This is a genomic window from Agrobacterium larrymoorei (assembly GCF_013322225.1).
In the GTDB taxonomy this organism is placed as follows: domain Bacteria; phylum Pseudomonadota; class Alphaproteobacteria; order Rhizobiales; family Rhizobiaceae; genus Agrobacterium; species Agrobacterium larrymoorei_A.
The window spans coordinates 41,922-64,809 of the sequence record NZ_JAAMFB010000023.1; the positions used below are offsets into that span (position 1 = coordinate 41,922).

A 22,888-nucleotide genomic window follows, 5' to 3' on the forward strand; every position below is an offset into this window, starting at 1 on the left:
ACGATACGGCATCATGACACGGCGATGCTGTCCATAACAAGGCACTTCGGCGTTATCCTCGCGGGTGTCATCGCTGGAGACTGAATGAATCGATCAATATCCTGCGCAGGTCACTCATTGGAAATTCCTTACCAGATGGAGCAGGTATCAAACCATCGTTGAAGCCATGTTCCCTGAACCGTGAGACAAGACTCTCGTCATCCGTAACGACATGCACTGGAACCGCGCGAGATGCATCCGGCCCGGTTATGATGGACGCCGGTTGATGATCTCCAAGAATGACGAACACCGTATCGTCGCCGTGCTGCGCCATATACTCCCCGAGCGTTGCAAGCGAATAGTCTACCGTTTGAATATATTGGCTGCGCACGCGCTCGGCATCTGCCCAGACGACAGAGGGCGGGTCACCGCTAACCGCCTGCCCGTCGAAGATCGAACCATCACCAACAGCATTCCAGTCGACAAGGCGGGGAACGGGTGTCCACGGAGCATGGCTGGATATGAGTGCAATTTCCGCCATGACGTTATGCCCTTTCGACCTCGCAGGCGCGACCGCAAAGCGCTGGAATGCGGACAGCGTGTATTGGTCCGGCATAGTCACCCAGTTGAATGGCTTTCCCCGATATTGCAGATTTGAGGCGGCAAAGACTTGCTCATAACCGAAATAGTCAGCTTCCGGCCATGCCATGGTGATGGCAGGCATAACCGCAACGCTCTCCCATCCAGCCTGCCGGAACAGTCGGTTCAATGTGGGGTGCTGGCTGATCATCAGCCGGTCATATCGCGCCTGACTATTGACCCACAGGCCCGACATGAACGTTCCGTGGGCAAGCCAGCTCAATCCTCCGACAGTGGGGGAAGTGGTCCATGCGCTGACGGATTTCAGTCCAGCTTTCGCAATCTCCATCTCGATGCTTTTCAGGCGCGGCACGGTTACATCGGCATAACGGGGATTCTCCACGGCAGAGCGTCCGTAGGATTCTACGAAGACGATAACTACGTCTTTGCCTGCAACCGCCTTGAAAAGCCCCGTCCCATCCTGTAGCCCGACACCGGCGGAAAGCTCGGCTTCGAAGGCGTGTATATCCTCGACCGACTTCACGACCAGAGACAGCCGCGCCGCAAGATATTGAGGCAGATGGAAATCGAAGGCCTTGCGATTGGCAAGTGGTGTGATGCAGGCTGCAAGAGCGATGATGGAGAATGAAGCGATTAAGGCGCGGCGGGCAGCATCTTCCGAGGCGCACATCCACTTTGCGGACTTGAGAAAGATGGCGAGAACCAGGAAAATGGCGACCGCCGCAAAAAGCAAGGCAGCAAGGGCGCCGGGTGTTCCAATCGTTCCCGAGATCAGGTTCCATCCATCCCGCATCATCTTGATATCGAGGTAGGGATTGAACTGTCGCTGGAACGCAGACTCTACTCCCAGATCCGCCAGTTTCAACAAAAGCACGAGCAGGACGAGAATTCCGCAAAGAAAAATAACGAGCTTTCGAAGCCTTCTCGGAACGAGCAGCACGACGAGGCAGAGAAGCGGCCATTCGAGAGGAAGTCTGGCGAAGCCGGATAGCGTCAATGCATCCGGGTGATCGGGCAGAACGAGTGTAAGCCAGGCTATAAAAGAAAACAGCAGCGCGCCCCAAAGCCAGATTGGGCGAAACAGCTTCTCCTCTACATTTCCATTCAACGGAAACAACCTCTCATCTTCATGGTGCAGCGCATGTGAAAGATGTGAGGTTGTTATATATCGCCGATGGCCAGGATTACGATGAGAAAATCGTCCTCTGTTCTCTTAATGTCGGTGGAGGATCACTCCTCACGAAATGCCTTCATCACCTGATCCGTGAATGGCTTCGTCAAATATGACCAGGCGGAACGCTCGGCCGTATGAACGTAAACCTCGATAGGCATTCCGGGCATAAGCTTGCGGTCTGTCAGGCCCGCTTTCTCGAGATCCATGGAAACTGTCGCCAGATAGTATGGCTGGCCGGTTGACTTGTCGAGAACGGTGGCTCCTGCAACGAATTCCACTGTTCCCGGGACTTCCGGTGTCGTGGCGCTGTTGAAGGATGTGAGACGCATTCTTGCGGATTGGCCGGGTTCGACGCGGTCGATATCGACAGGGGGAACACGAATTTCGACCTTCATATCATCGCCAGTGGGGACGATAGACATGATCGGCGCTCCAGCGCTGATCACGCCGCTGATCGTGTGCGTCTGCAAGTCATAAACGTAACCATCGACGGGAGCGCGAACTTCCATGCGGGAAAGGCGGTCGCGTGCGGCAATTTCACGCTCTCCCAGTTCGGCGAGCTTGGATTCGATGTTGACGATCTCCTTCTGGGTTTCAGAGCGGGTTGTCTGGTCTATGGACAACAGCTTGATGCGCAGTTCGCTGATCTCGCCTTCGGCCTCCGCGACGCGGGCCACCACTTCGCCGCGCGCGCCGTCGATGCGGGCGACCTGTTTCTGAAGGTCGCGGTACTCCGACAGTTTAATCAGGCCACCCTTGGCGAGCTTTTCGCTCACTTCGATCTCCTTGGCGATGATCTCCTTTTCCGCTTCGCTGGCCGTGCGCTGCGAGAACAAGCCGTCGATCTGGTCCTTAAGCTGGTTGATCTGCATTTCGAGTTGCTGTTTCTGATTAACGATCATCCGCCGATTTTCGAGAAACAGCTTTGTTTCGTTGCCGGCGAGATCCGCAGCGATGTCGATATCGGCAAAGCTGATCGTGTCGCTGCCGTCACGCTCGCCCTCAAGTCTGGTTTTCATGGCACGAAGTTGAGCGAGCTGGCTTTGGATGATGGTCAGTTCCACACGGGTCTGGGTTTCATCGAGGCGCAGAAGAACGTCACCGGCCTTTACGGCATCGCCATTCGCAACGGGGATTTCCGCAACGATACCGCCGTCGCGGTGCTGGATGGTCTTGACCTGATCGGGCACGACCAGCTGACCATGCGCGATGACAGCACCGGCGAGCTTGGCCTGAGCCGCCCAGCCGCCCACGCCGAAGACCAGCGCACCAGCGAGAACACCGGATACGACGACCCGCGACGCGATGCCGAACGACTGCTCTTGCCCGGATGCGCCAACAGACTTGGCTTTATCATTCTTCGACATTTCTGTTCTCCCCACTCTCGCCTTTTCGGCTCTTAATAACCTATGCGTCACAGCCCCTCAGCTGCCGGTAGCCTCATGCTCTCGCCACGCCCGCGCCATCGTCCTGAAGGGCGAGGATAAAGTCGTCCTCCGTCAGTGCCTGATGACCGTAGATGAGGAGTTCAAGATCGTCGTCGTCACCAGACAGATCGATGACGGCGCGCACGATGGTGTTCTCGCCATCATCGAACTCGCTGTAGAGCCGGATGCGTCTGATATCCTGGTGATCGTCGACCTGATCCATGATCCGGTCAAACATCAGCCCGCCGATCTCGTCGGCCAAATCGGACAGGTCGATACGGTCGCCGATGCGGAAATCGAGAATCTTGTCGGTACCGGCACCACTGTTGGACAGAGAATCCACCGAGCGGAATATGAAGACGTCGTTGCCAGCGCCGCCAGTCAGGAAATTGATCTGCGAGTTTGCAATCAGCACGTCGTCACCCAACCCGCCGATGGCTGCTTCGATGCCTTCGATCTGGTCCGTTCCGATCTCAACACCCGTCGCGGTGCCATTCTCCAGATCGACAACAACCGCGGAAAGGGCAGCGGATGCGTCGTAGGTATCGATGCCCGCCCCACCGGAATATGTGTCGTTTCCATCATTGATGCCATTGCTGGAATAAAGAACGACGACCGTATCGTTGCCGTCCCCGCCCTCAACCGTGTCATCGCCGTTGCCGCCCGTAAGACGGTCGTCGCCCGCATTTCCGATCAGCAGGTTTGCGTTCTCGTCCCCCGTTAGTGTGTCGTCGCCGCTACCGCCAATCGCTGCTTCGAATTCCTCGACGCGATCTGTACCGATTTCGGAACCGGACGCGGTTTCAGCGAGAAGATTTATGACAACGTCATCGGTCGCTGTAGATGCATCATAGGTATCGAAACCTTCGCCGCCTTGATAAACGTCATCTCCATCACTGGTTGGCGCAGTCGTTGACGCGGGCGCGGTGACAGCCGTTCGTGCTTCTTCAATACCGGAGCCGGTGACGACCGTGTCGTTGCCTTCACCGGCAATGACAGCATCCTTGCCAGTGCCGCCGGAAAGGATGTCATCTCCTTCGCCGCCGTCAAGCAGGTCATCGCCTGCCTCGCCAGACAGAACGTCATTGCCCTCCTCGCCGAACAGGCGGTCATGACCAAGGCCACCACCTGCAACGTCGTTACCCAGCCCGGCAATCAGGATGTCATTGCCTTCTTCGCCATACATCTCGTCATTACCGTCGCCGCCGAACAGCACGTCGTTACCCGCACCGCCGAACATGCGGTCGTGACCGCCTTCACCGTAGAGGATATCGTCACCATCGCCGCCGATCAGCGTGTCGTCGCCGTCGCCGCCGTAGATGACATCGTTTTTCTCACGCCCGTAGACGATATCGTCTCCGCCGAGCGCCGCGATGATATCATCCTGCGGTGTACCGATGAGAACATCATCACCTTCGGTACCGGTGATTTCGCTGGGCGGCGCCTTGGTGAGGGAATAGAGCGCCTTTGCCCCAACCACGCCCGTTCCATCACTAATCCCATAAGTGAAGGTAACCTCACCGACATAGCCACGTACCGGCGTGTAGAGCCAAACGCCATCACCGTAGCTGCGGATTTCACCGGAAGAAACGGTCAGGTTACGGACCGACAATGTATCTCCATCGGGATCGGTCGCAGCTGAGGCGAGTTTGTCGAGCATGATGAGCGCGGAGAGGTTCATCAGCCCGCTTCCCAGCATCGCCTTGCCGCTCACCACAGGAAGCCGGTTTTTGTCGTTACCTCCCGGGCCGGGCCCAGGTCCGGGTCCACCGCCATCGGGTGGCCCACCTGTACCGGGTCCGGCGGAACCGGAATCATCGTTACGGCTTCTGCTGCCCATTGGCACCAGAGGCTTGAAGATTTCGAATGTCTCCAGATTGTCGTTGGCTGAGCGCCTTTCCGGGCGATCACCCAACTCCATCGTCACGCGGGCCGAAAAAGGCGTCAAAGATGTCGATTCCGCCAGATACCGAACTCTTCGAGCCGGGCGTCCGGCCTCTTCCGCGACCTGCTGCAGATATTCAGCCACCTGCTGAATGATATCGACACCGTTCTGTGCCTGCGCCATCTCCGTCGCCGCACCCTCCGATGCGTCGCCGAAGGGCTCATGCGGCTGATGCGGCTTTTCAGGCTGCGTTTCGGAGTGCAGCTTGCCGAGGAAGGCACCAAGTCCTGCGAAGATGATCGCCGGGGTGATCGCACGCCAGTAACGCGGCGCTGGCTTTTCCGGAATTTCGAAGCGGTTCTTCGGCGCAATGGAGGCTGCCACATCGGGCAGTCCGAGTGAAAGTTTCTCTTCCATGCTATGCCTCCCTTAATCCGCGGTGTTGAGTTTTATTCGGCTGGTATGCCTGCGACAGATTGCAGACGCTCCGGTTGCTGGCGCACAAGCTGCGGTGTTGGTGGCTTGACCACCTCATCCTTCGGACCGAAGGCCACAAGCTTGCCATTCTGCACGATGCCGACCATATCCACCGACTGGAGCGCACTAGGGCGATGCGCGACGATGACCACGATACCGCCACGGCTGCGCACGCCAGCCACCGCCTTCATCAAGGCTTCTTCACCTTCGGCATCAAGGTTGGAGTTCGGCTCGTCCAGAACCACGAGGAACGGGTTGTCGTAAAGCGCGCGGGCAAGGCCGATGCGCTGGCGTTGGCCTGCCGAGAGTGACATTCCGTTCGGGCCAAGCTCCGTCTGATAGCCATTCGGCAACCGCACGATCATGTCGTGGATGCCTGCGGCCCTAGCAGCGTTGAGTATGGTGCGCGCTTCTGGTGCCTCCGAGAAGCGGGAGATGTTTTCCGCGATGGTGCCATCCATCAGACAGACGTCCTGCGGCAGATAACCGACATGTTCGCTGAAGAAGCTCGACGGCCACTGTTTCAGATCTGCGCCATCGATACGGACCGAGCCACGAAGGGTTGGCCAGATACCCAGGATGGAACGGGCAAGCGTGGTCTTGCCACCGCCACTCGGGCCGATCAGGGCAAGTGCCTGACCTGCTTTAAGTTCGAAGCTGACATCGCTGAGCAGGACCGCACCACTGTGGGGCGCAACCGTCGTGATACCTTCGACCGTCAGATTTTCCTTTGGCGCAGGCAGACTGAGCAGGCTGCTATCGTCGTTGATGACGTTGAGCGTTTCCTTGAGCCGTGCATGGCTCTTGCGGGCGGAGACCATGCCTTTCCATTGCGCGATGGCCTGATCCACCGGTGCCAAAGCGCGCGCTGTCACGATCGAAGAGGCGATGATCGAACCGGCAGACAATTCGCCCTTTATTGTCAGGTAAGCACCGAGACCGAGGATCGCCGATTGCAGCATCATGCGCATAACCTTGGAAAGGCCGGAGAACGTTCCGGAAATATCCGAGGTCTTCGTCTGCGTTTCCAGATGACGGCGGTTGGCGCGTTCAAACCGGTTTACTGCCCGTCCGGTGATGCCCATGGAATGCATGATATCGCTGTTGCGGGCATTGGAGTCGATGACCGAGTTGCGAAGAACCGTGGATTTCAGCATCTCCTTGGCGTGGCGGCGTGTCAGCAGTTCGGTGCAGAGCGTCAAAAGGCCAAGCACGACCGCGCCGCCTACGGTCAACATGCCGAGCAGGGGATGCAAAAGCCAGACGAAGATGAGGTAGATCGGCATCCACGGCAGATCGAACAAAGCGATCAAGCCCGGACTTGCCAGAAAGCCGCGAATTGTGTCGACATCCCGCCCGCGTTCGGTCGCCTCTGCCGTCGAGTAGCCATAGCGGGGCATATCGATGACGACCTTGTGGGCAAGCGGTGCAAGCCTGGTATCGAGGCGGGCGCCGAGGCGGACGAGTATCTGAGATCGCAGGATATCGAAGATACCCTGGAAAAGATAAAGCCCGATGGCGAGTGCCGAAAGCGCGACGAGCGTAGAGATACTGCCGCTGGCAAGTGCCCTGTCATAAATCTGGAGCATGTAGAACGCGCCGGTCAGCGCAAGAATATTGATGATACCGGACAGGCCAAAGACGAAGGTCATCAGACCGCCCATTCCATTGATCTGGTGTTCTGATTTGCTGGTGCCACTCATCTGAAATTCCCCCCTCGGAATATCTCGCAACCCGGCGTCTTAACCCTGGCATGTCTTGAAATGCGCTTTGCCGAATACTCAAGATATTACTAATTTACTTGATGAACCTCGGAGCCGGTCCACACCGGCACTGGGCTGAGTGAACAGGCGGGCATTGCCCGCCTGCCGTCAGCGTTCTTAAGCGACGCCTGTGAAATCGTTGGTCGTCAGGTGATGCTTGCCGGAAATCGCCAGTTCGAAATCGGCGTTTCCATCGGCATCGGTGTGCCCCCTAATCACGGTGAAGTCTTCGCCATCGCGTGTTTCATGGGTGATAGCAACGCCACCCACCGCCGTCAGCGATGCCTGCCCGTTGATGGCGAAGGTCTGTTTGCCCGCAACGCCGGTATTGGCGTCGATTGCGGAGAAGTCGATCTTGTCGCCCGGCTGGAAGCCGTAGATGCTGTCACCGTCTGCCGCACTTGTCGTCGTGAAGCGGAAGGTGTCATTACCGAGCCCGCCATCCATGACGTTCGCGGCGTTCGAAGCCGTGATCACGTCGTGGCCGGAGCCGCCCACGAAGTTTTCGAAGCCGTAGAACGTATCGCTTCCGGTGGTCGCACTCGATACCGAGCCGTGGCCCATCAGTCCGTTACCCAGATCGACGGTCAGGTTGGCCGTGGCGACGGAGTAGTCCAGCGTATCGGTGCCTGCATCGCCCCAGTAACGGTCGTTGCCGTCATTGGCCGTTGCAAGAACGATGTCGTTGCCCTCACCGCCCCATGCCTGGTCGTCACCCGCACCACCTTCGATGACGTCATTACCTGCGTCACCGAACAGGAGATCAGCCCCGGCATTGCCGAAGACGAGATCATCGCCGTCGCCGCCATGCACCTCGTCATCCCCGGCACCGCCGTTTATGACGTCCCTGCCCGCTGCACCTACGATAACGTCGTCGCCATCTTCGCCGCGCAGGATATCGTTGCCTGCATTCCCGGAAAGAATATCCGAACCACCACCGGCGAGGATGGTGTCGTCACCACCTTGGCCTGCAAGAACTTCTCCTGCTGCGGTACCGATCAGCGCAACGGCTGCGACAGGGAGAGGCGTGACGGTGCCCTCGCCGTCATCATCGTCATCGTCGTTGCCAGCATTGTCGTCATCGTCATCATCGTTCGGGCAATGGCCTGTGTCGGTGTCATCATCATCACCATCATCGCCGCCACCATTATCGTCGTCCTCGCCATCATCGGTGTCGTCGTCGTTATCGTCGCCGCCACCGCTGTTGTTGTCGCCGTCATCATCATCGTCATTGCCGCCGGTCTGGCCGTCGTCATCGCCATCGTTGTCATCGTCATCGTCCTCTCCACCGTTTTCACCATCCTCGCCGTTGTCGTCGATGCGTGGCGAGAAGATATCTTCTTGAAGGTCGGTCAGGCCGGTGTTGCGGGCAATGATGTCGGCGAACTGCTGGCCATCGATGAAGTTTTCGTAGAAGTCGAAGTTGTCGAAACGCTGCGTATAATAGAAGCGGTCGGCTTCCTGTAGGCGGTCGAACTGCTCGTGCAGGACGACCCAGAAAGTCTGGCCCACCATGCCGCCATTGATATGCTTTTCAGCAAGACCACCTACCCAGAGGTCGACACGGTCGATACCCTTGACGATGCCCGTGCCGTTCGGCTGCATGGCGATTTCGATACCCGGGTTGATTTCGCGGAAGGCCGCAATCTCGTTGGCATCGAGAACCAGATCTGGATATGCCTGCTTGAACTGTGCGATCACGGCGTTCGACAGGGCGTTGCGGACCTGGAAGTCTTCCCAGGAAGTATAAGCCGTCAAGGCTCCTGCAAAGCCTCTTGCTTCGGCAACATAAGGGTCCGTGGAGGCAGCCAGATCCATGCGAACCTGATTGAGCGTGCCAAGACCGACATCCCAACCGCGTGCCACATTGAACGCAAACAAGTCCGCATTGATGCGTACCAGATCGTTGCGGACCGCATCCACAATGTTGAAGTCCACCGCTTCTGCAGGCTGCGTTGCAATGCCCGACAGGATCGCGCTGACGCCATGTTGTTCATAACCCGCTTGCGGTACATACCCATGTTGCGCGAGCTGGCTGAGCGGCACGTTGAACGCCGATGGATCATTCGTCGGGTTAAGGAAAGCATCGAACAGAGCAACCTGTGTCGGGTTTCCGTTAGCGTCCATGACGGTCAGCGTCTGGCCGATGAGGGAGTGCCCAACCCGGTACACCGCAGCGGCGAACTCATGACTAATCGCCGCCGTGGCGTCCGGATTGTAGTCGGAGAAGCCATGGTCACCCAGGCCCCTCATTCCGCCGATAAGTTTGTCGGCGAACTCGGTAAAGACAACGCGCTGATATTCAGCCTCGTTGATCATCTTGGCAGCCTGGAACAATTCCTCCGGCGTGCCATCGAAACCTGCTGCCTCCAGACCTTCCACGTGGAAGTTATGGTTGCGTGCCCAGATTGTGTGCATTGATGTCAGGGCGACGTTTTCGTTCGCTCTTCCGTCACCGGCCACGTAGTGGTCGAGCAGGTTGATGTAGGGATTGGTATCGAGAAGCAGCGAATGCGTGCTTCCCATGAAATTCGACGCCATGGCCGGAACCATCGACTGCGTTATAACGCCGCCAACGACTAGACCCGGGAAGTAGTCACGGAAACTGACCTGTCCACCGGTCAAACCTAGTGAATGGAAGACGGTATTGTTTTCCCAATGGTGCAGGATCAGTTCGCGTAAGGTCGGCAACAGCTTGAAGGCGGCATTGGATGGGTCCACACCGCCTTGCAGCAAGTGTGCTCCCAGACCGCCGGAGCCATCACCTTCCCGGAGGAACTGACCCAGCAGATCATTGGAACCGTAAGCCTGGTTCTGGTCCGCGAATGGCGACGTCTTGTTGATGTGCTGCGGCACGCCGTTTTCGTAACCCGCGACGGTTCCACGGGTCAGGTCTGCAGGGTTGCCAGAGCCGGGCGCACCATTACCGGGAGCGCCGATCTGGATTGAGCCGTTTCCACCTTTACCAAGAAAATCAAGGCCATGGTCGAAATACTGCCCAAACGCCATGAAGAAGATATTGGCATCTTCAGCTTTCGGAAGGTCTGCTTCCTGTGCGCCGAGTATGTTGCTGATATTGCGCGGATCTAGCCCTTCGAAGATCGGGTTGATCGACAGGTTGCCGTTTGCGTCCGCCGCTCCGTAATGAGCGTCGGTCAGGCGGATGAAAGGCATGTCCACGGCACCGGCATCGGGATCTCCGACATTGTTGCCATGACCGGAAAGTTCGCGGACGCCGGTTGGAACCGCGTCGTCCGAGTCTTCCGGCGAAAGGCCGTTCACAAGTGCTTTCAGACCCGCCAGATCGCTCGCCGTATACTCGAAATCACCGGAAACACCGTTGTCATTATAGTTCTCACCCGAAGACGATTCCTGGAAGTGCGGCACCACGGAACCGGTAAAGGTGATAGAGTGTGTGCCGTTGGAGAACGTCTTGGTGCCGTTGCCGTTGTCGGTCAGCGTGTAGCTCGAAAGCTGCTGGCCGGACGCGACTTCGACCACATCCTGCGGGCGCAACGTACCGACAATCGTGTCCTCACCGCCATTACTGCGGAAGAGAATGCGGTGTGCGGACATGAGCCCTGAGATGTTGACGGTTTCGTCACCTGCTCCACCATTGATGGTGATGGTGTTGAAGTTGAGATTTGTCGGCGAGAAGTTGCCGATTGCGAGAACGGTGTCGTTGCCGAGGCCCGTATTGATGACGATCTCTTCGATCTCCGTCAGTTCGGCAATGATCGATGCATTATTCACACCATTGCGGGTGATGACGATTTCCGTGGCGGCGGCGATACCCGTCATGCCTGCCGTGATGGCAGCTGCGCGGGTGTAAACGCGGTAGGTTTCGGTCGTCAGGTTTCCATTGACGATGAATGTATCACCCACGGTTCCTTCTGTGCCACCATCGACGATGTCACGACCGTCTGTTGGTTGGAAAAACGGGAAAAATGAGAGGTTCGCGTTCCAAGTGATGACGTCATCCCCGGCACCGGCGTTGATCGTGTCGTTGCCTGTACCGCCAGTGATAGCGTCGTTGCCCGCCAAGCCATTGATGGCGTCATTGCCGCCGTTGCCATTGATGGTGTCTGCACCGGCAGTCCCATTGATGAGGGTTCCCTGGTTCGTGCCATTGATAAAATCACCAACGACTTCGGTAGGTGCCGATATCACCTGTTCCGCTGCACCGAACCCATCCGTGAAGCTAACGACGACGCGAACCTGCTGACCGACCTGTGCCTGTTGCGGTGTGAAATTCGCCGAATTGGTACCCACATTTGTCCATGTCGTACCATTGGCAGACATCTGCCACTGGAAGCGGAACGTTCCCAAGCCGTTAAGGTCCGAGATGCCCGCAGTGTTCGCGTTCAGAGGCTGCCCTTCAGTAGGTGTTGTGTCGCTGATGACCGGGACGCCCGTTGCAGGAACGTTGACCAGAGCCACCTGTACGCCATCTGAAAATCGAGCGAACTCGATATTGCGCAGCGTATCCACTCCGTCTGAAACAAGGTTTCTTTCCGTCAGCGGATCGACCACGTTACTAATCGTATTGTGCGTGACGGTGAATGTGCCGTCCGCATTCTTGACGATCGAGTAGTTGGCACGGATATCGTTGAATTCTGCGGTATCGACATTTCCAGAGGTGGTCGACGTGACCACTTCGCGCACGATGTGCAGCTGATTTGGTACGATGGTACGTGAAATCATCAGTTCGAAGAGCGACTTTCCAGCCCATGCCGGATTTTCTTGAGCGGTGAAGACGTGCTTCAGGCTGTCGACCGTAGCGATCTGGTTGGCCTGAAGATTATCTGCGCCGGGTGCCGTGATGCGGATGCGGACGTTGAGCCATGCATCGCCATCGAGGAAATCGTCGCCGCCGTTGCCGCGCAGGGAGTCGCTGCCGTCACCACCGAGCAGCAGATTACCGCGGTTGAATGCGACAACGCTTTCCAGATCGCCTGACGTCGGAGCCGCGGCGATCAGGTTGCCCAGCAATTGACGCAGACCTTCTATACGGTTGGCCCCTGCCTGCGTCAGATCGTCGTTGAAGAAAATGCCTTCCGTCGTTGCAACAGTGGCACCGGGTGCAGGTTCACCGAAAACGCGGTCGTCGCCCAGCAGAGTATCGTCATGCTTCCAGCCTGACAGAGCCTCGGTCTTGTCGAAGCGATTGCGGAGAATATCCGCCTGCTCTGTCGTGAAGATCGGCACGCGCATGTCGGCATAGGCATCACGCTCCACACCCTTGAAGATCGCCCAGTCGAAACCGAACATGCCTTCGTTGCGGATGACGCTTTCACCCTGCACCATGATATCGTCACCGGATTCGGCATCGAAATCATGCTCGTCATTGCCCGCGAACATGACGTCGTGGCCCTTGATCGCGGAGTTGAAGAAGAGTTCGGAGTTGTCGCCTGCGGTCGTATCGAAGCCGCCGCCTGCTTCCATCCAGTCGTCGCCTTCATTCCCGAGAAGGAAGTCGGCACCGTCACCGCCGAGAATGAAGTCATCACCAGCGCCGCCGAAGACTTCGGTGGAGTCGACACCGACGAAGATCACATCCTTGCCGGTGCCACCCATCAGGATATCGATACCGTTCGAGTTGGCGATGACGTCATCGCCTTCGTCGCCCTTGATGAAGTCGCCGGTATCGCCGCTATCGGTGATGATATCGTTGCCCGCGCCACCATTGACGAGGTCGACGCCCGCGCCACTTTCAATGCGGTCGTCGCCGTCATCACCCCAGATGCCGTCATCGCCGAAATCGGTGATGATCGTGTCGTTGCCGATAGTGCCGCCGACGACGACGTGTTCGCCACCCGTAAAGCGGAGATAGTGCCCCGTTGCGCCGCTTTGATCGGCACTGGTGTCGGCCACGCTCTCGTCGATATCGCCTGTGGTCAGATCGTCGCGCTGTACTTTGTTCAGGCCGAGACCAATCATGATAGGATCGTCCCCTTCGGGATCGGCCTCGACCTGGTTGGCTTTGTTGATTTCAAGCACATGATCGTAATTGGCGAAGGCATCGACACCGAGATGGCGGGCGATCACATCATCTCCCGTACCACGGATGCCATCGGCGCCGGGCTGGGCGATATCCGTATTCGCCATGATCATTTTGGCGAAGGAGTTCTGCTCCAGCATGTTGAGGAAGTTCTGGCCCTGAGTACGCGTCAGGTAATAGAAACGGTCCCCATCCTGCAGGTTTTCCAGCTGGAGCTCGAAGATCGCATTGAAGGTAGAGCCGAGCATCCCGCCGAAAGGCATTTTCTTCTCGGCAAGGCCGCCGATCCATAGATCGATCAGGCCGAGACCTGTTTCGACATTGGCCCAAGCGCCAGTGCTCGTCAGATAGGCAACGCGGTCGCCGGGTGCGCCGTCACCACCCATAACGAGGGCTGTTGCGGCAGCGCGCTTTCCTGCAAGCGTGGTGGCAGACGTGATCGTGCTGTGTGTACCATAGGCCGCTATGAAGTTGATGACCGAAGCCGAGTTCTTCAGATTGGATGCGAGATCGACCCAGTTGTCATAGGGTTTCAGGAAGCTCGAGCCGCTTGCAGCATAAAGCTGAGCGCGAGCATCGTTGAGCGAAGGCATACCGGTATCACGGCCTCGCGCGATGTTGATAGCGCCGAGATCGAGGGGCAGGCCCAGAAGATTGTTACGTAGAGAGCTGACGATGAACTCGTCGATCTCGTTGCCATGCTCCGTGACCATGCCCCGAACAATCGCTCCCGCGGCCTGATCGGCGCTGATCGTGCTTCCCAGATCGAAAGAGACCGGATTGAGGAAAGCCGAAATCAGATCGAGCTCCGGTTCGTCGGCCTCGGTCGGCGTTCCATCTGCGTTCAAAAAGACGCGTGGCATGCCATCGGTCAACATGGAGTGACCGAAGCGATAAACGGTATGGGCAAACTCGGCAAAGATGGACGGATCGACATCCGTTATCGAGTTGAAGACGAAGACGTCGACTGCCGGCTGGATTTTGCGGGCGAATTCTTCGAACACGAGGTGCTGGTATTGCATTTCCGTTGCAAAGCGGGCCGCCTGGAACATGCGCTCGCCGTCCCAGTTCAATGTCTTCGCATAAGCAAGCTTGTCCAGCGACGACAGGCTGTCGAAGCCGATGGGAAGCCCGTTGATGTCGGTTGCAAGCCATTCGTTGATGAAGGCAACATCGCCGCTTTCCAGAATGGTCAACTTCTGCGAATCCACCTGCCGGTTATGCTCGGAGTGGAAAATGTGGTGAACGGCAGTCAGACCGATGTTTTCGTTACCGCGACCATCGCCGGTGACGTAATGCCGGTCCAGAAGCTCATTGTCATATGTCCCCGGTACGGCAAGCGGTCCGTTGCCGTTGATGACGTTGTCCGCATCCGCAGTGAGTGCATCGCCTCGGCTGCTGAACGGATTGGCGTTGTGTGCAATATCGTCGAGGAAGGCGTGGCCGATGCGCAATGCGCCAGCCGTGAAGGTGTTGACCGGTGCCAGCGGTGTTCCCGACACGACGATGTCGTCTGAGGTGTTGGGTACGCCATCTGCGCCCAGACCTGTAACAAGCTGGGCATAGCCAGTGACCGGATCAGGAATGAAATTGCCATATTGGTCCGTGCGGATTAGCGGCAGGTTCACTACATCGGCGTCAGTCAGTTGAATGCCAAGATACTGCTGCGCATTCGCCTTGATATCAGCCCATGTCGGCAATCCGCCATGTGTACCGGGAGGTGAATCAACCGGTGGAGGACCGTCCAGAAGGCGTCCGGTTGCGACCGTAACACCGCCGACCATCGCATACTCACGCAGAAAGACCTGGTGAGAGGCGTGCGATGTGTAAGTCTGGTTCTGGTCGACGAAGGGTGTCGTCGTGTTGCGTGCTTCATGGCTCGTATCGTCGGCGGTACCCATAACCCCGTCTGCACCCGGGCCCCTGATCGGATCCGCGCGAGTGATGACCATGAAACGTAGATGGGCGGGAAGATCATCACCGCCACCCGGAGCACCATCTGGGCCGACCACCAGCGGGTCATCTGCCTGAAGTGGAATGAAGACCGTGCCGTTATTGCCTTTGCTGATGAGATCGAGGCCATGGTCGAAGAACTGGCCGAAGAATGTCATCCAGGCGTTGAAGGGTGCCGATAGCCCTTCATCTGGCGAAATGTTGAGAATGGAAGCGAGATCGGCATTGGTAATATGTTGGCCGTTCTCGCCCAAAGGCTGGCCCGGTGCGACCGGAACCTTGCCCGGATTGGCCGCCTCCCATGCCGCAACCGACAGCGGATTATTGAACCAGGCCGTTACGGCGGCGGGGTTGTTGATGCTCATGTCGGAGATGAGATTGGAAATGATGCGAGGATCGGCATCAGCCACATTGCCGGTGTGACCGCCATTGGCGCCAGTAGTCGGTGTCCCAACGACACCGTAATCTGTATTAGTCACCACAATCGGCCCACCAAGCGGCATCCTGTCGCCATCGGCATCATTGATGAAATTCGGGTCGAGTGCACGTGGCATGGCCTGATCGGCAGATCCCCAATGCTCTCTGCCGGGGACGATGTTGTTGTAGCTGCCATCGACTGTTCGCAGGCCGACCGGGACGTGCGGGTCGGGAATGGCGCGTGGGGTGTTCGGATTTCCGAGATAGACACCAGTCGAAGCATCGTACTGGGCTCGATCGGAAACAACCGTACCGTCTGGGTTCACGCGAATTTCAGTCAGAGGCACGCCGGAAGCGTGAACCTCCGCAACCTTGATCTGATATAGAACAAAGGCAAGATCAGCCTGATTAAGTGTGAAAGCAGCCATTTTCCCCTCCGAAGCGCCAGGGCGCTGTTACTCAAGTGACATGGATGGAGGCTTTGAACGTTTGGCTGGCTCTGCGCGCAACCCTATCTCCCATCGTTCATTCTGTCGGAGATACCCCAAGCCCTCATGATCACAGAGTGCTGTAATGGCTGGCAAAATCACACTTCAGATAGTCCGGTGATTTTCTGCCCCTTGGTCGCAATGGAGATTCAGACCTTGGTCCTATATGACTTCCGCCATTGGTCAGGCCCGACTCTTTCAGTCTGGCTGTTTCGTTTACTTGCTACGGAATCTGGAAACACTTTCGAAAGCCTGTCTAGCCAATAAATTGCGTGTACTGCGAAGACGTGCTACTTTTGAGGTAGATCGTTACCATTCCAGCGCCACGTCTTGAGGTTGATTTCGCTCGAATACCTCACGCCTTTACCTTAAGTACTCAAACCGAAATGCCGTCGTTCATAGGAGACAATGTTTCGAGATGGAATTTTCCTGGGGCGGTTTGAAAAGCTGGTTCCTCCAACTTCATCTCACAACACAATTCATGGCCGCCATGTCGGTTATTGTTGTGTTGCTGATGTCACTGCTGACGTTTTGGACAACCGCACGCGTAGAAAAAGCGGTATTGGAAGGCGCCGGAGGGGTTGGAGCGCTATACCTGCAAACATTCGTATCGCCGCTCATTGATGAGGCTGAGGTCCAAAGCGGCACGATCAGCCTTCCACTCGCATCCCGTCTCAACGGCTTGCTCGGCACAGGCCCTTTAGGTCAGCACGTCCGCACGATCAAAATCTGGCGTCCTGATGGCAGTCTGTTTTATTCGACCGACGCACCGGATATCGGCGAGCCAAAGGTATTCGAAGAACTGAACGCTGCACTCGCCGGAGAGATCGTCGTATCTCGCGCCGAAGACGATAAACATCGTTACAGCGACAGGGAGCAAGAGGACCAGCTGATTGAAGTCTACGCACCGCTGTTACGCGACAGTGCTGGCAAGGTCATTCTCGTTGGTGAGTTTTACCAGGAACCGGATTATCTCGTCGGGGAGTTGCGATCAGTCCGGCGCGGCACGGTACTGATCATCGTCGGAATCACAGTGCCGTTGCTGGTGATGCTTTACCTCATCATATTGATGGCAAGTAAGCTCATCGACCGACAACGACGCTCAATCGAAACCAATCTCCGCAATGCCATGGATCTGTGGGCGCAAAACAGCAATTTGCGAAAGGCAGCGGATTTCGCACGTCTTGAGGCAGGAAAACTCAACGAGAAGGTTCTCGACCAGATTGGAAACGATCTTCACGACGGACCCGTACAGGTTCTGACGCTCATCAATCTCAGACTGAGCGACATGCTGGCGCAGCGGCACGGCAGAAGCGATCAGGAAAACGCCGATCTCGAAAAGCTTCTCGGCTTCGTGTCGACCGTCCTCTCTGATTTGAGAAAGATATCATCGGGCCTCGCACTGCCTGAACTTGACGACATGAGTCTCGAAGAGACAATCCATTTCGCCGTAGCGCGCTATAGCGATCTGACCGCGAACACGGTTGAAATGGACGGAAATGTAAAAGAAAAAATATACATGCCGCACCTCAATGTCTGCGTATATCGCTTCATTCAGGAAGGTTTGATGAATTCATTCCGGCATGCCACCGGAAATTTGCAAAAGGTGAGATACAGAGTTTCCAAAGGAAAACTGACAATACTCGTTGCAGACATTGGAGGATACGTAACCTTGCCGGATGCCAGAGAAGCCGCGCGGATAAAACTCGGGAAAATCAGCCAGAAACGCCGCATCAGTTCCTTCGGAGGGCGCATGCGGAGCATCAAACGCAAGAGAGGCACCGTTGTTGTTGCGATCATGCCCGTAAACCAGCTCTGCGCCGAGTAATACGTCAGATGATATTCAAATCCATGCACCTCGCAAATTCGGACGGAATTAGTTGTAAAGCTCACGCGGAGCGTGGATTTTCTGTGCTGCTAGGACAGCCTCAACACGATTTCGTACATCGAGCTTCTGCATGAGGATGGTCATGTAATGCTTGACGGTCTTCTCGCTGATATTCAAACTTTCGGCAATTTCACGGTTCGTAAGACCGCGCATGAGGTGATAGACGATCTGCTCCTCTCGCGCACTCAACCGCTTTGTCTGCAGCGCTTTTTGTTGTAGTTCCGCAGTCTTCATCGACATGATGACCTTGGTTGCAAATCCGGGCGTCATATAGGTTTCGCCGTTATGGGCAGCGATAATGGCCTCGTACAAATCAAGTGCCGAGCTACCCTTCAGCACATATCCCGAAACCCCGCAATTCAGTGCCTTCACGGCTGTCTCTATGCTCGAGGTGGCAGTGAAGATAACGACGCGCGTGTTTGACATGGTGCGCGTGATGACTTCAACGGCAGCCAACGAGTCACCCGGCATACTTAAATCGACGACGATAACGTCAGGTGCGAATTCTTCCGCGATCTTTATCGCGTCGACGGCATTATGACCCTTGCCGACAATGGAGAGGTCCTGCTTGCTAGAGTAAAGACTAACGAGACCATCAAGCAGAATCGGATGATCATCGACAAAAGCAACTGAAACAGCCATGAAATTGTCTCCCCCACAAATATTAGGAGACAATAATACCGGATTTAACCTTCTACAATCTAGACAGGGTGTATCTAATCCAAAATAACTTTAAGGTAAATTTACAAGAGCGAAGAAATAAATACATAATTACTTATAGCTAAGAACAGCTGGATTTACCGTCTAATGATTAAATGCCAACCGCAGAAAAATAACCCTTACGAACTAGCTCTTTCGGACGATTTCATGAATTTTTGAAAACACTAGTAATACTTCAGGTTGCCAAGTCGGAATCAACCTCACAAAATATATCTTCATGTGATGTAATATTATCGAACCATGCCCATTCGACGCGTCGGTAGGCAACCTTCCCCTACCCAACTCGTTGACACAAACTACGCTCTCGAAAACAGATAATTTTCCGCCGTGGCGATCTGCCGATTACGTAAAGCACATCATAATGGAAATTCGGTCTTCGTCAGCACTCCGAATATTTTTATCCTTCTTATGCCTGACTTTTCTCGTCTGGCTGCTGTGGCACACTGATCACGCCAACCTGTTTCAATCCCTGACAAACATATCCTTACCGGCGATAGTTCTGTCGCTTGTACTGGTGCAGGTACAAATCATCCTGTCGGCCATTCGCTGGCGTTTTACATCAGGTAGATTGGGCACAAATATCGCGGTGGGAACGACTATCCGCGAATATTATGTGGCCAGTATTCTCAACCAAACCCTCCCCGGAGGCATCGGTGGCGATGTCATACGCGCATGGAGAATGCGCTCCGTAGACAGCGGGGGCTGGAAGCAACCGACAAAAGCCATCGTTTTCGAGCGTGCATCTGGCCAGATCGCATTCTTCCTCGTGTCAATCATCGGGTTGTTTATCTACCCCAGTATGGTCGCATCCTCACCCATCACTTCAATCGCGATCCTATTAGTTGTCGGCGTCGTTTTTTCTGCTCTGACAATCTTGTTCTTCGTCGTGCTGTCTCGAAAATTTAAAGCTTGGGCCGTGCTATCAGGTGAGATATTTGATGCCTTTATCAGCCGCAAAGCCTGGATCGTTCAGTTGTGCCTGAGCGCATCTATTCTTGCGTGCTACATCGGCGTTTTCTTCATCGCCGCAAATGCCACTGGTTCCCAACTGCCATTGGTTGCGATGATCACAATCATTCCCTTCTGCCTGACAGCCATCTTGATACCCGTTGGTTTCGGAGGCTGGGGGACGAGAGAGGCAGCAGCGATGGCGCTTTGGCCCATGCTGGGCGCGACGGCTGCGGAGGGTTTGGCCGCCAGTATAACCTATGGCTGGCTTTCTCTGGTGGGCGCGTCACCGGGCCTGGTGATACTCGCCTTTGACGCACTTAGGAGGAAAACACGGGCGGTTTGAGAAATCAGCCATCGTTTCTAAAAAATGCCTGGTAAAATGCAGCTGTCTCGCAATAAAGGCACTCGAAAACAGATAGATAAATCCTTTTTCATATGACCTGCTTTAGCCGTGCGTAGATATCTCCTGATGGGTCGTCGAGCGACATTAGAGCCAACTCCGATATCATCTCCTGACCCGACATCCATTGCTCAGAAGCAAAAAGATGGGTTTCGCCGCTGACGCGATTGAACTCGTAGTCACCAAGCGCAAGCAACATGTCTATGCTGGCTCGCGTGACGGACTGCATCGCAGGAATATATTCGAAAGCGACAAGTGGAATGGTGCTCGACAACCCTGCGAGCACTTCACCTTCGGCTCCTTCCACATCGATCTTACAGAAAGCCGGTCGTCCGTATTTGGTGATGAGGACATCGAGTGTCGTCATAGGCACGCGCAATTTCTGATCCCATGAAACCGAACGAAATCCGTTTGTGTTGCCCACTGACTGTACGAATTCGCTCGAAACGCTGGTTACGGTTGGATGAAGGCGGGAAACATAGAGCTCGACTTCCCCAACAGACCCCCCGACGGCCACCCTCTCCAAACCCTGAAGCTGCCCACCTTGCCAGTATTCGAGCAGATTGGCGAAGACGGGCTGTGGTTCTGCGGCAACGACCCGGGCTCCGATATCCAGCAGCGTTCTGCTTCGGCTCCCGACATGAGCACCGATATCGAAAACCAGATCGCCGGGCTCGATGAGAGAACCATAAAAACGTCTGAGCGCGGCCCGTCGCCATGGTTGCCCGTAGTAAATGATAAGCGAGCGCGTCAGACCAACGGCGCTTTCAAGCCTATCGGTCCACTTCATTCCTGCACCCGGCTGGTAAGAAGGTAGGCCGCATCAACCAAGAATGAGAAAATCAGTGACCCAAGAGCCAGGCCGGCGACGATCTCGGATAAGGGAGGATCGATCCATGGCATGAGGATAAAGCATAAAGACACGCCTTGAACGACGCATATCACCTTTCTGCGCATGGATGGTGGGAGCTCTCCTTGCAGGCTTGGCAAAAGCCAGCCGATTGCCACAAAGCCGTAGCGCATCAAGCCAACCAGCAGCACCCAGGCACCGGCCTTGTCGAGCATCGCTGCGGCAACCGAAAGAATAAGGATGAGGTAAGCGTCCACCTCCATGTCAAAGCGAGCGCCGAGTTGGGATTCCTGACGATATTTGCGTGCGAGATAGCCATCGATACCATCCAGCGCCAGCGCGACTGCAACTCCCCCAACAAGGACCCAAAGTACGGCATCCACATGATGGAAGCTCTCAAACGAAATGACCGCGGCGGCTGTAAGACTTACGAGCGATGCACGGAAGGCCGTAACGATGTTTGCATAGCCAAACTTCCTGTGCGGATGAAATGGAAGCAGGTAGAGAACGAAGGCGAAAATGGCGGCAAGTGATGCGACCGCAGATGCAACGAAGCTCCAGCCCAACTCCATTTCCACGCGAATGGCAAGCGCGACAACAAAAGTACCCGCCATGAAGCTACACAAGCTCAGCAAGGTATTTTTCAGCAAAAGCCCTCTGGTCGCTTGCAGATCGGTCGTTTCACCATTGATAATTGCCATCGCAATCGCTCCGTTATTCCGCAGCGACCAAAGTACTCATATCCATCATGTGACCGGCTCGAAGCGTTTTCGTTCGCAGGTAATTCTGGTTCTCCACCGTAACAGTGCCAGTGACCGGGCTGCGCGCATCGACTTCGATGCCGCCTTTTCGAAGAGCTGCGATTTTTGTTGGATTATTGGTGTAGACTGCGACCTTTGATATGTTCAGCATCCGCAACAGTGCCACAGCCGCCTCGTATCGCCTGTGATCTTCCGTAAGCCCAAGCTCCGCATCGGCATCAATCGTGTCCAGTCCTTGATGCTGATAGCCGTAGGCACGCATCTTCGCACCGATTCCGGTGCCGCGTCCTTCCTGGTCCAGATAAAGAAGAACGCCACCACCTGCCTGTTTCAACAATGCCAGACCGTTTCGTAGCTGATCACCACAATCGCATTTCAGGGACCCACAAAGATCGCCGGTCAGACAGGAGGAATGGATACGAATAGGCACGGTGCGGGAAAAATCCGGCTCACCTACTATGATGGCAACCTGGTCTTTTTGGGCAAGGCCGCCGCGAAATACCGCGAACTGCGCGTTACCAAGATCCTTGAGTGGGACCTTGGTACTGACGATCTTTTCGAAATGCTGCCGGGCCACGTCTGCACCTTTAAGCCTCGACGCTGAGATTTCGCAGCACCCGCTGAACCGGGAGGCGACTTCGGATACGTCTGCAATAACGGTCGCAGGTAACAAAAGTGCAATTCGCGCGAGCTCGGCAGTGCTGGCGGCCAGATCGTCTGCCTGTGACCATTCGGCTGGAGTGCTCGCGCCGAGAACATATGACCATCTCGAGGCTTGATCGAAGGACACATCCCGCAGCGGGACAAGGATGTCCTTTTCACCAGCAATACCAAGGCGGGTAGCACGGGGTGCAGTCAATAGAAGCGAATGCCGATTGTTCGTTACCGCAGCAAACTGATCGTAAATTGAGGGCGTAACCGCATCCAATGCGATGAATGCATATTTACGGAACTGCTCACAAACCAAAACAGGCCGTCCGTAGCGGAGTTCTGAGACGGCGCGCTCAACTTCGATTTCTGGTGTTGTAAACTGGAAGGACGACTGGCTTGCAAGCGACATCTGACATACTCTCCCTTATTGTTTTTGTTTTTACGAAGAAATGTCCAGACGGATTTCCTTCGAAGAAGAAATGTTTTCATTACTTCTACGGAAC

Annotated in this window: 11 protein-coding genes; 2 read left to right on the forward strand and 9 right to left on the reverse strand. The window is 55.8% G+C overall.

The genetic code is table 11. The annotated features are described in order from the left end of the window. Window positions 1-67: 67 nt before the first annotated feature. The 5 genes from G6L28_RS14970 to G6L28_RS14990 all read right to left on the reverse strand — a co-directional run bounded on the left by G6L28_RS14970 (window position 68) and on the right by G6L28_RS14990 (window position 16,104). A complete protein-coding gene (locus G6L28_RS14970; RefSeq protein WP_234902591.1) occupies window positions 68-1,687 on the reverse strand; it encodes a sulfatase-like hydrolase/transferase in 1,620 nt (539 codons plus the stop codon). A 122-nt stretch (window positions 1,688-1,809) separates the two neighbouring features. Next, entirely contained in the window at window positions 1,810-3,120 is a 1,311-nt protein-coding gene (locus G6L28_RS14975; protein WP_174064629.1) for an HlyD family type I secretion periplasmic adaptor subunit, read from the reverse strand. A gap of 73 nt (window positions 3,121-3,193) precedes the next feature. Further along, the gene (locus G6L28_RS14980; RefSeq protein ID WP_174064630.1) at window positions 3,194-5,482 is read right to left on the reverse strand and encodes a calcium-binding protein; all 2,289 of its coding nucleotides are present in this window, start codon (window positions 5,480-5,482) and stop codon (window positions 3,194-3,196) included. Between the two features lie 32 nt (window positions 5,483-5,514). Beyond that, the gene (locus G6L28_RS14985) at window positions 5,515-7,245 is read right to left on the reverse strand and encodes a type I secretion system permease/ATPase (protein WP_174064631.1); all 1,731 of its coding nucleotides are present in this window, start codon (window positions 7,243-7,245) and stop codon (window positions 5,515-5,517) included. A gap of 177 nt (window positions 7,246-7,422) precedes the next feature. Next, window positions 7,423-16,104 (reverse strand): peroxidase family protein, encoded by an 8,682-nt coding sequence (locus G6L28_RS14990; RefSeq protein ID WP_174064632.1) that lies wholly within the window; start codon window positions 16,102-16,104, stop codon window positions 7,423-7,425. 478 nt (window positions 16,105-16,582) lie between these two features. Here G6L28_RS14990 and G6L28_RS14995 point away from each other — a divergent pair, with 478 nt between their 5' ends. Beyond that, window positions 16,583-17,992, forward strand: a complete 1,410-nt coding sequence (locus tag G6L28_RS14995; RefSeq protein WP_174064633.1) for a sensor histidine kinase — start codon at window positions 16,583-16,585, stop codon at window positions 17,990-17,992. Between the two features lie 48 nt (window positions 17,993-18,040). On the opposite strand, the gene G6L28_RS15000 is transcribed toward G6L28_RS14995, so the two are convergent. Then, window positions 18,041-18,694, reverse strand: coding sequence for a LuxR C-terminal-related transcriptional regulator (locus tag G6L28_RS15000; RefSeq protein ID WP_174064634.1), 654 nt, complete (start codon window positions 18,692-18,694; stop codon window positions 18,041-18,043). Window positions 18,695-19,133: 439 nt separating this feature from the next. Here G6L28_RS15000 and G6L28_RS15005 point away from each other — a divergent pair, with 439 nt between their 5' ends. Continuing rightward, window positions 19,134-20,066, forward strand: coding sequence for a lysylphosphatidylglycerol synthase transmembrane domain-containing protein (locus G6L28_RS15005; protein WP_174064635.1), 933 nt, complete (start codon window positions 19,134-19,136; stop codon window positions 20,064-20,066). Window positions 20,067-20,154: 88 nt separating this feature from the next. Here G6L28_RS15005 and G6L28_RS15010 read toward each other — a convergent pair whose 3' ends face one another. Genes G6L28_RS15010 through ribA form a run of 3 tightly spaced genes read right to left on the reverse strand, consistent with a single transcriptional unit; the run spans window position 20,155 to window position 22,794 of the window. Next, window positions 20,155-20,913 (reverse strand): FkbM family methyltransferase, encoded by a 759-nt coding sequence (locus tag G6L28_RS15010; RefSeq protein WP_174064636.1) that lies wholly within the window; start codon window positions 20,911-20,913, stop codon window positions 20,155-20,157. Next, on the reverse strand, window positions 20,910-21,674 hold the full coding sequence (locus tag G6L28_RS15015) for a CDP-alcohol phosphatidyltransferase family protein (RefSeq protein ID WP_174064637.1): 765 nt from the start codon (window positions 21,672-21,674) through the stop codon (window positions 20,910-20,912). Before G6L28_RS15015 ends, G6L28_RS15010 begins: the two co-directional genes overlap by 4 nt. A gap of 13 nt (window positions 21,675-21,687) precedes the next feature. Continuing rightward, window positions 21,688-22,794, reverse strand: a complete 1,107-nt coding sequence (ribA, locus tag G6L28_RS15020; protein WP_174064638.1) for a GTP cyclohydrolase II RibA — start codon at window positions 22,792-22,794, stop codon at window positions 21,688-21,690. Window positions 22,795-22,888: the final 94 nt, after the last annotated feature.